Here is a 7955-nt window from a genome sequence, read left to right as displayed (position 1 = left end):
ACGTTCAGCGCTTCGAGGCCGAAGCCAAGGCGAACTTCGACCGCTGGTCGGTTGCCCTGACCTACGGCAACTATGCCGCCGATCCGGCGATCGGCTACCTCAACCGCCGCGAGGGCATCCTGGGCAGCGGTTCAGTGAAGGTCGCGCCGAACTGGGTCGTGACCGGCGCGGCGCGCTGGGATCTTGCCGCCAACAAGATCAACCAGTATGTGATCGGCGCAGGCTACGTGGACGATTGTTTCGTGCTGGCCGCCAACTATGTAACGTCGTATAACTACACGACAGGCACCACCACGCCCGTTCTGAGCCATGCCTACATGCTGCAGATCGGACTCCGGACGCTCGCCAATTCGTCGTCGACCGGAACCGGGGCTGGAGGCCTTCAGTAGCACGCGCCAGTCTCGGACCGGTGCTCCCATGGGCCGAATTGCCCGCGTCGAGAGTCATGCGTTCCGTGCCCATGGGTGTCAGCCGTCGGTTCGTTACTGGGTGCGGAACCGGATTCGGGACAGTGAGTATCCGAGGCGTGCATTGAGAGCCATGGCGCCGCTCCCGATTGGATCCATTGCGAACAGCGAAGCTTAGTCATGACGACTGCGTTCCTCCCTCGCCTTCGAAGCCTGACCATCTGCGCGGTCGCCGCGCTGGCCTGGGGCTCTGGCATGACATTGGCTCACGCCCAGAGCATCGTCGTGATGGTCAACGGTGACCCCATCACCGACTACGATATCGAGCAGCGCACCAAGCTGAATTTCCTGAGCACCCGCAAGCAGCAGAGCCGCCAGGAGATCATCAACGAGCTGATCGACGACAAAGTGAAGATCAAGGAGGGCAAGAAGTTCGGCGTCGAGCCGTCCGCCTCCGACATCGACCAGTCCTACGCCGGCATGGGCTCGCGCATGCGCCTCAACGCCGATCAGCTGACCAAATCGCTCGAGAGCCAGGGCGTCCGGCCGGAGACGCTCAAGTCCCGCATCAAGGCGGAGATCGTCTGGACCAGCCTCGTGCGCGGCCGCTACAAGGAACGCCTGATCGTCTCCGACAAGGACGTCGCTGCAGCTGTCGCCGCCGCCGGTGGCGACACCGATCAGCAGGGACAGGCGTTCGAATACAAGATGCAGCCGGTGGTTCTCATCGTGGCGAACTCGTCGAACCAGGGCGCCATGGAGATCCGCCAGAAGGAGGCGGAGGCGCTGCGCGCGCGGGTGCAGAGTTGTGCCGACGCCAGCAACATCTTCAGGACCACGGCCAACGCCGTGATCAAGGAGATCGTGGTCAAGACCTCTGCGGACATCCCGCCCAACCTGCGCAAGCTGCTCGACGACACCCCGATCGGTCACCTGACGCCGCCGGAAGCCACCAAGCAGGGCATCCAGATGGTCGCGCTGTGCGCGCGCACGCCGACCACGATCGACACGCCGAAGAAGCGCGAGATCAAGGAACAGATGTACGCCAAGAAGTATGAGGCGACGTCGAAGGCCTATCTGCAGGAAGTCCGCAAGGCGGCGATGATCGAATACCGCTGATGACCGCCCCCCTCGCGCTGACGCTGGGCGAGCCGGCCGGCATCGGTCCCGACATCACCCTGCAAGCCTGGCTGCGGCGCGATGCGCTCGGTCTTCCGGCCTTCTACGTGCTCGGCGATCCCGCATTCCTGGCGCAGCGGGCCAAGCTCCTCGACCTGCCGATCCCGATCGCCGAGGTACGCCCCGAACAAGCCTCGCAGGCGTTTGCGAGCGCCCTTCCCGTCGCATCCACGGGACATCGCGTCACCGCCCTGCCCGGCCGTCCCGACGCGACCAGCGCCGAGGCCGCCATCGGCTCGATCCGCCAGGCTGTTGCCGATGTGAAGGCAGGACGGGCCGCGGCCGTGGTGACCAACCCGATCGCCAAGGCCGTGCTGTACCGCGCCGGCTTCTCGCATCCCGGACATACCGAGTTTCTCGCCGAACTCGCCGCCGACGGCGGCGCGGTGCCGCAGCCCGTGATGATGCTGTGGTCGCCGACGCTGGCCGTGGTGCCCGTGACCATCCACGTCGCCCTGCGCGATGCGATCGAGCAGCTCACGAGCCCGCTGATCACTTCGACGACGCGGATCGTGGCCGCCAGCCTGCGGCGCTATTTCGGCGTGTCGCGGCCGCGCATCGCGATGTCCGGCCTCAATCCGCATGCCGGCGAGGACGGCACGCTGGGCAGCGAGGAAGACACGATCATCGCGCCCGCGATCGCCAATCTGCGCAACGCCGGCCTCGACGTGCAGGGGCCGCTGCCGGCCGACACCATGTTTCATGAAGCCGCACGCAAGAGCTACGATTGCGCCGTCTGCATGTATCACGACCAGGCGCTGATCCCGATCAAGACGCTGGCATTCGACGAGGGCGTCAACGTCACGCTCGGCCTGCCCTTCATCCGGACGTCGCCGGACCACGGCACGGCGTTCGCGATCGCCGGCAAGGGCACCGCGAATCCGGCAAGCCTGATCGCGGCGGTGCAGCTCGCGGCGCGCATGGCCAGCCAATCGTCATGAGCGCCATCGACGACCTCCCGCCGCTGCGCGAGGTCATCCGCGAGCACCAGCTGTCGGCGCGCAAGGCGCTCGGCCAGAACTTCCTGCTCGATCTCAATCTCACCGCGCGGATCGCGCGCGCCGCCGGCCCGCTCGAAGACGCCACCGTGGTCGAGATCGGTCCGGGACCGGGCGGCCTGACGCGGGCCCTGCTCGCGCTCGGCGCCCGTCACGTCATCGCCGTCGAGCACGACGAGCGCGCCATTCCCGCACTGCGGACAATCGCCGATCGCTATCCCGGCCGTCTCGAGATCGTCTGCACCGACGCCCGCACCTTCGATGTCAGGCCCTATCTCGGCAGCACCAAAGCCAAGATCGTCGCCAACCTGCCCTACAACATCGCCACGCATCTGTTGATCGGCTGGCTCTCCGCCGAGCCGTGGCCGCCCTGGTACGACATGATGGTGCTGATGTTCCAGCGCGAAGTCGCCGAGCGCATCGTCGCGACCGAGAACGAGGAGGCCTACGGCCGGCTCGGGGTGCTCGCCAACTGGCGCTGCGAGACCAGGATCCTGTTCGACATCTCGCCGTCAGCCTTCGTGCCGCCACCGAAAGTCACCTCGTCCGTGGTGCGGCTCGTGCCGCGTCCCACGCCGGAGCCGTGCGACCGCCGCGCGCTGGAGCAGGTCGCCGCCGCGGCCTTCGGCCAGCGCCGCAAGATGCTGCGGCAGAGTCTCAAATCGCTGCCAGCCGATCCCGCGCGCTTGGCCGCTGCCGCCGGGATCGATCCGACCCGGCGCGCCGAGACCGTCCCGGTCTCGGGCTTTGTTGCCATGGCGCGCGAATTGACCAATAGTCGCAACGACAACAAGACCTAACAACAAGCCTTTCAGGGAGCTTCATCATGGCGTTGATGCGTCGTCAGTCGCTGGTCAAATTCGATGCGCCGCTGTGCGAGACGATCGTCGAGACACCGAAGCCGCAGGGACGCGAGGTCCTGGTGCGGATCGAGCGCTGCGGCCTGTGCCACTCCGACCTGCACATCCAGGACGGCTATGCCGACCTCGGCGGCGGCAAGAAGCTCGACACCACGCGTGGCATGACGCTGCCCTTCACGCTCGGGCACGAGATCGCCGGCGTCGTCGACGAGGTCGGGCCCGACGTGCCGAAGGAGCTGATCGGCAAGAGGCGCGCGGTGTTTCCGTGGATCGGCTGCGGTCAGTGCCGCGACTGCGCCAATGGCGACGAGAATCTGTGCGCGAAGCAGCGCTTCCTCGGCGTGTCGATCGACGGCGGCTTCGCCACGCATGTGCTGGTGCCCGATGCGAAATATCTGCTCGAATATGATCCGCTGCCGGTGAACCAGGCCGCCACGCTGATGTGCTCCGGCGTGACCGCCTATGGCGCCTTGAAGCGGCTGGTCGACCGGCCGCGCCAGCGCAACCTGCTGCTGATCGGGCTCGGTGGCGTCGGCATGATGGGCCTGTCGTTCGCGCAGGCGATGTTCAAGCAGCCGATCTCGGTCGCCGACCTCTCCGCCGCCGCCCGCGACACGGCGCTGCAGAACGGCGCCACCACCGCCTACGATCCCGCCGAGCCCGACGTGATCAAGCGCATCCTCAGGGAGACCGAAGGCGGCTTCGACGAGGTCGTCGATTTCGCCGGCAACGAGAAGTCGATGGCTTTCGCGGTCGCCGTCGTCGCCCGCGGCGGCAAGGTCGTGGTATCCGGACTGATGGGCGGCCAGTTCACCCTGCCGATGGTTCAATGGGTGTACAAGCGCATGACCATCGAGGGATTCATGGTCGGCACCCTGGCCGAAGCTCACGAACTGATGGCGCTGGCGCGCGCCGGCAAGATCAAGCCGCCGCCGATGCGCGAAGAGCCGATGGGCGACGTGCAGAAGTGGATCGACGCGCTGCGTGCCGGCAAGGTCGTCGGACGGGTCGTGCTGACGAACTGATTAGTCCACCGACCGGACAACCCCGGGCGGCCGCGGTGCTTGCGCCATGGCCGCCTGCTGCTACTCTGCCCCATCGCTCGAAAGGACGTGGCGACGGGGCCGACAGTGATGCAACGATGCGCGTATGAAGGTAGCCGCCTGCTGCTCGCTGCCTGTCTGGTATTATGTTGCATCTTGCCTGCACGCGCCGAGAAGCGCATTGCGCTCGTGATCGGCAACTCCGCCTACCGCAACATCGCGAGCCTCGACAATCCCGCCAAGGACGCCGCGCTGATGGCGGAGACCCTGAGGCGGCTCGGCTTCGCGCTGACCGGCGGCCGCGCCCAGCTCGATCTCGACAAGCCGGCGATCGACAGCGCCGTCCAGAGCTTCGGCCGCGAGGTCCAGGGCGCCGATGTCGCGCTGTTCTACTACGCCGGCCACGGCGTACAGGTCGCGGGTGCCAACTACCTGGTGCCGGTCGGAGCCAATCCGACGCGCGAGGCCGATGTCGATTTCCAGATGATGGACGTCAATCTGGTGCTGCGCCAGATGCAGGGCTCGGGCACGCGCCTCAACGTCGTCATCCTCGACGCCTGCCGCAACAATCCGTTCGGAACGCGCAGCCTGCGTGCGGCAGACGGCGGGCTCGCGCAGATGCGCGCGCCCGACGGCACGCTGATCTCCTACGCGACGCAGCCCGGCAACGTCGCACAGGACGGCGACGACGGACACAGCCCATACACGAAGGCCCTGGCGACGACCCTCACACAGCCCGGCCTCGACATCTTCCAGACCTTCAATCAGGTCGGCCTTGCGGTGAAGCGCGCCACCAGCGGCGCGCAGCAGCCCTGGGTGTCGTCATCGCCGATCGACGGTGCATTCTATTTCGTGCCGCCCTTGCCGCAGAGCGCACCACAGGTCGCTGCCATGCCATCTCAGGACGCACCGGCCACGGCGCTGCGGCCCGATCCCGATCGCATTCCGCTCAGGGACGCCGCACTGATCGGCGAAGTGCGCGATCGCTTGTACGAGCGCAATTTCGATCCGCAATCCGACGACGGCCGCGATACGCTCGCCCGCGCGATCAGCCGGTTTCAGGAGAAGAGCAACATCACGCCGACCGGCGAAGCCACCGAGGGCTTGCTGAGCCGGCTGCGCAAGCTCGACGATCTCAAGCCATGGGGCTCGATCGTCTACGGCATCGACAACAACAAATGGGGCATGTCGTGGAATCATGCCTCGCGCCGCGCGGCCGTGACCGATGCGCGCTCGAATTGCGGATCGGCGAAATGTCCGGTCGAGTTGAGCTTCTACGGCTCGCATTGCGGCGCCTTCGCGATCTCCGACAAATCATGGTCGCTCGTGCAGCGGGATACCGTCAAGGCCGCGCGCGACGCCGCGCTTGACGAATGCGGGAAAGCTGGAAAATCCTGCCGCATCGTCGGTGCCGTCTGCGCCGACGGCTCGGGACGTTGAACCGGCGACGGCGGATCGACGAACTAACAGGCTCGAGATCGAACGAGGTGGGGAATGTCGACGCTTCGAGGCCGCCGGGCCATTGCCGGTGCCATGACTGCCACGCTGCTCATCATGCTGGCGCCGGCGGCGACGCTGGCGCAATCCGGCAGCGCCGGCGGGAGCATCGGCAATGACGACAAGTCGCTGTCCGGCGCGCGCTCCGAGCCGCGCTCGGTCGAGCGCGAGCGGCCTTCGCCGCGCCGGAGCGAGCCGTCTCGCGCGCGCTCATCGGGCGGCGGCGCCAGCTTCGACGGCGCCTGGGTGGTGACGAGCACCGGCGGCCCCGCCTGCCCCGGCAGCGTCACCTCGGCCGCAGTGGTGACCAGCGGCAAGGTCATCGGCCAGGGCTTCTCCGGAAGCATCAGCTCGAACGGCGTCGTCAACACGGTCGGCAACGACAATGGGGTGCGCGTCGTCAGCACGGGCCGAGTGAGCGGCCGCAGCGGGTCCGGCAGCTTCCAGCGCAGCGACGGTTGCTCGGGACGCTGGACCAGCGTCAAGCAATAGCGCGCAAGCGGGCCGCCGCCCCGACGCTGCGCGCTCGCCGGTCATTTGTCCACGAACGCAGCGTGCGTGGGCGCCGAAGCCCCGGTCGCCAGCAAAGAGGGGGCGACGGTCATCACGGATGTGGCGGATTTGGCGCGAGATCGCGGCCAAGCCGGCGAGGCGTGGCGGATCTGCTTGTGGGAAAAAAGCCGCACTCGGCGACGAAAAGAGCGGGCCAGAATTAATCCGGAATTGCGGCTCATTGCGACCCAACTTGTTTCCGAGAACGCGCCGTTGCGTAAGCGTATCCGGAGTCGTCAATGGCAAGCCGAATGGCAGGAGTTGCATTTGCCATTGCCGTCGCTATCGCAGCGAGCGTTCTGATCGCGCCGCCGCGCGCCGCCATGGCGGCGGAGGACTGCCTGACCGAACCGACCGGCGACAAGTCGGACGCCCAGCACTGGTACTATCGTTTCGACCGCGGCACCAATCGACGCTGCTGGTATCTCAAGGATGCCAACGGCCGTGAGATCGCGCCGACCGCCCGCACCGCGCAGCAGCCGGCCGCCTGGGATTTCGCCCAGCCTGCGCCGCCCAAGCTGACGCCGCGACGCACGGACGGCCCGGCGCAGCGCTCCAGCGCGGACGCGATGGCGGAGCTGCCGCAATCCCGGCTGCGGACAAGCGTCGACCCAGTGGGGACGCCGAAGCCGCAAAATCTGGCGATCACGCCGACGACCTTGACGGCGTCCGATGCCAACCTGCCGCGCAGCCTCGATACCTCGCCGTGGCCCTCGGCACCGCCGCAGCCCGCGGACGCAACCACGGCCGACACGACGCCCGCGGCCATGGCCGATGACGGCAACGTCGACGCGGGCTCCAACGCAGCCGGTGCCACCGACAACCAGGCTGCCACAGCCGCCAAGGCGGCCAAGCCCGAAGCGCCGATCCACATCCTGATGCTCGTCGTGATCGGTGCGCTGGCCATCTCCGGCTTGCTGGCCAGTGCGCTTTACCGGCTCAGCCGGATGGGACGGCGGCGCCGGCGCAACGGCAGCTGGCACGAGGATGCGCAGGCGCGCCGCGGGCGGATCAAGGCGCGCGGCAAGTCGCCGCAACCGGGGATGCGTACGGGCCGCGGCGGCATGCCGGGCTCTTCCTACGCCGATCACGGTCGGGGCGCCCAGCCGGTGTCGGCGCTCGACCTCGCAAGCGCCCGGCTGCCAACGCCGCAGCCGGAGGCTTCGGACGCGCGCGCATATCGGCCCTCTCCCGCGCTTCAGCACGGCGATCATCAGCCGGTTTCGGCGCGCCGGCGCGAGCTCGACGCCGCCTCGGACATGCAGCGGCCGCAGAACACCGACGCCGTGTGGCAGGCCGCCGATCAGCTCGCGGACCGCGTCTCGCCGCAACGGGCGCCGGTGGCCAATGCGCCGATGGCTGCGCCCGCCGGACAGCCGCCCGTCACGTCCATGATGCCGCCTGCACCGCCGCCGCCAG

General features: G+C 67.8%; 7 protein-coding genes and 2 pseudogenes. All 9 read left to right on the top strand.

All coding sequences use genetic code 11. The annotated features are described in order from the left end of the window. Positions 1–389, top strand: a pseudogene (locus BRAS3809_RS19565) (LPS-assembly protein LptD); the annotation flags it as partial. A 198-nt stretch (positions 390–587) separates the two neighbouring features. Further along, complete coding sequence (locus tag BRAS3809_RS19560; protein WP_035657008.1) at positions 588–1526, top strand: SurA N-terminal domain-containing protein; 939 nt, start codon at positions 588–590, stop codon at positions 1524–1526. Beyond that, entirely contained in the window at positions 1526–2527 is a 1002-nt protein-coding gene (gene pdxA, locus BRAS3809_RS19555) for a 4-hydroxythreonine-4-phosphate dehydrogenase PdxA (RefSeq protein WP_008963793.1), read from the top strand. Before BRAS3809_RS19560 ends, pdxA begins: the two co-directional genes overlap by 1 nt. Beyond that, positions 2524–3384 (top strand): 16S rRNA (adenine(1518)-N(6)/adenine(1519)-N(6))-dimethyltransferase RsmA, encoded by an 861-nt coding sequence (rsmA, locus tag BRAS3809_RS19550; RefSeq protein ID WP_008963792.1) that lies wholly within the window; start codon positions 2524–2526, stop codon positions 3382–3384. Before pdxA ends, rsmA begins: the two co-directional genes overlap by 4 nt. A 26-nt stretch (positions 3385–3410) precedes the next feature. After that, a complete protein-coding gene (locus BRAS3809_RS19545; RefSeq protein WP_008963791.1) occupies positions 3411–4469 on the top strand; it encodes an alcohol dehydrogenase in 1059 nt (352 codons plus the stop codon). A 108-nt stretch (positions 4470–4577) separates the two neighbouring features. Beyond that, positions 4578–5927 (top strand): caspase family protein, encoded by a 1350-nt coding sequence (locus tag BRAS3809_RS19540; RefSeq protein WP_035657006.1) that lies wholly within the window; start codon positions 4578–4580, stop codon positions 5925–5927. A 54-nt stretch (positions 5928–5981) separates the two neighbouring features. Next, positions 5982–6476, top strand: coding sequence for a hypothetical protein (locus tag BRAS3809_RS19535; protein ID WP_008963789.1), 495 nt, complete (start codon positions 5982–5984; stop codon positions 6474–6476). Between the two features lie 66 nt (positions 6477–6542). Then, entirely contained in the window at positions 6543–6839 is a 297-nt protein-coding gene (locus tag BRAS3809_RS36680) for a hypothetical protein (RefSeq protein WP_170323306.1), read from the top strand. 20 nt (positions 6840–6859) lie between these two features. After that, positions 6860–7955, top strand: a pseudogene (locus tag BRAS3809_RS19530) (hypothetical protein); the annotation flags it as partial.

It is taken from the genome of Bradyrhizobium sp. STM 3809 (genome assembly GCF_000239795.1).
GTDB lineage: Bacteria > Pseudomonadota > Alphaproteobacteria > Rhizobiales > Xanthobacteraceae > Bradyrhizobium.
Note: the sequence above shows the minus strand (reverse complement) of the source record. Positions and strands in the feature narration are given on the sequence as shown.

Excerpts from the sequence above, each read along its gene's own strand:
- BRAS3809_RS19560 (WP_035657008.1), top strand. The coding sequence starts at position 588 with ATGACGACTGCGTTCCTCCCTCGCCTTCGAAGCCTGACCATCTGCGCG.
- pdxA (WP_008963793.1), top strand. The coding sequence starts at position 1,526 with ATGACCGCCCCCCTCGCGCTGACGCTGGGCGAGCCGGCCGGCATCGGT.
- rsmA (WP_008963792.1), top strand. The coding sequence starts at position 2,524 with ATGAGCGCCATCGACGACCTCCCGCCGCTGCGCGAGGTCATCCGCGAG.
- BRAS3809_RS19545 (WP_008963791.1), top strand. The coding sequence starts at position 3,411 with ATGGCGTTGATGCGTCGTCAGTCGCTGGTCAAATTCGATGCGCCGCTG.
- BRAS3809_RS19540 (WP_035657006.1), top strand. The coding sequence starts at position 4,578 with ATGCAACGATGCGCGTATGAAGGTAGCCGCCTGCTGCTCGCTGCCTGT.
- BRAS3809_RS19535 (WP_008963789.1), top strand. The coding sequence starts at position 5,982 with ATGTCGACGCTTCGAGGCCGCCGGGCCATTGCCGGTGCCATGACTGCC.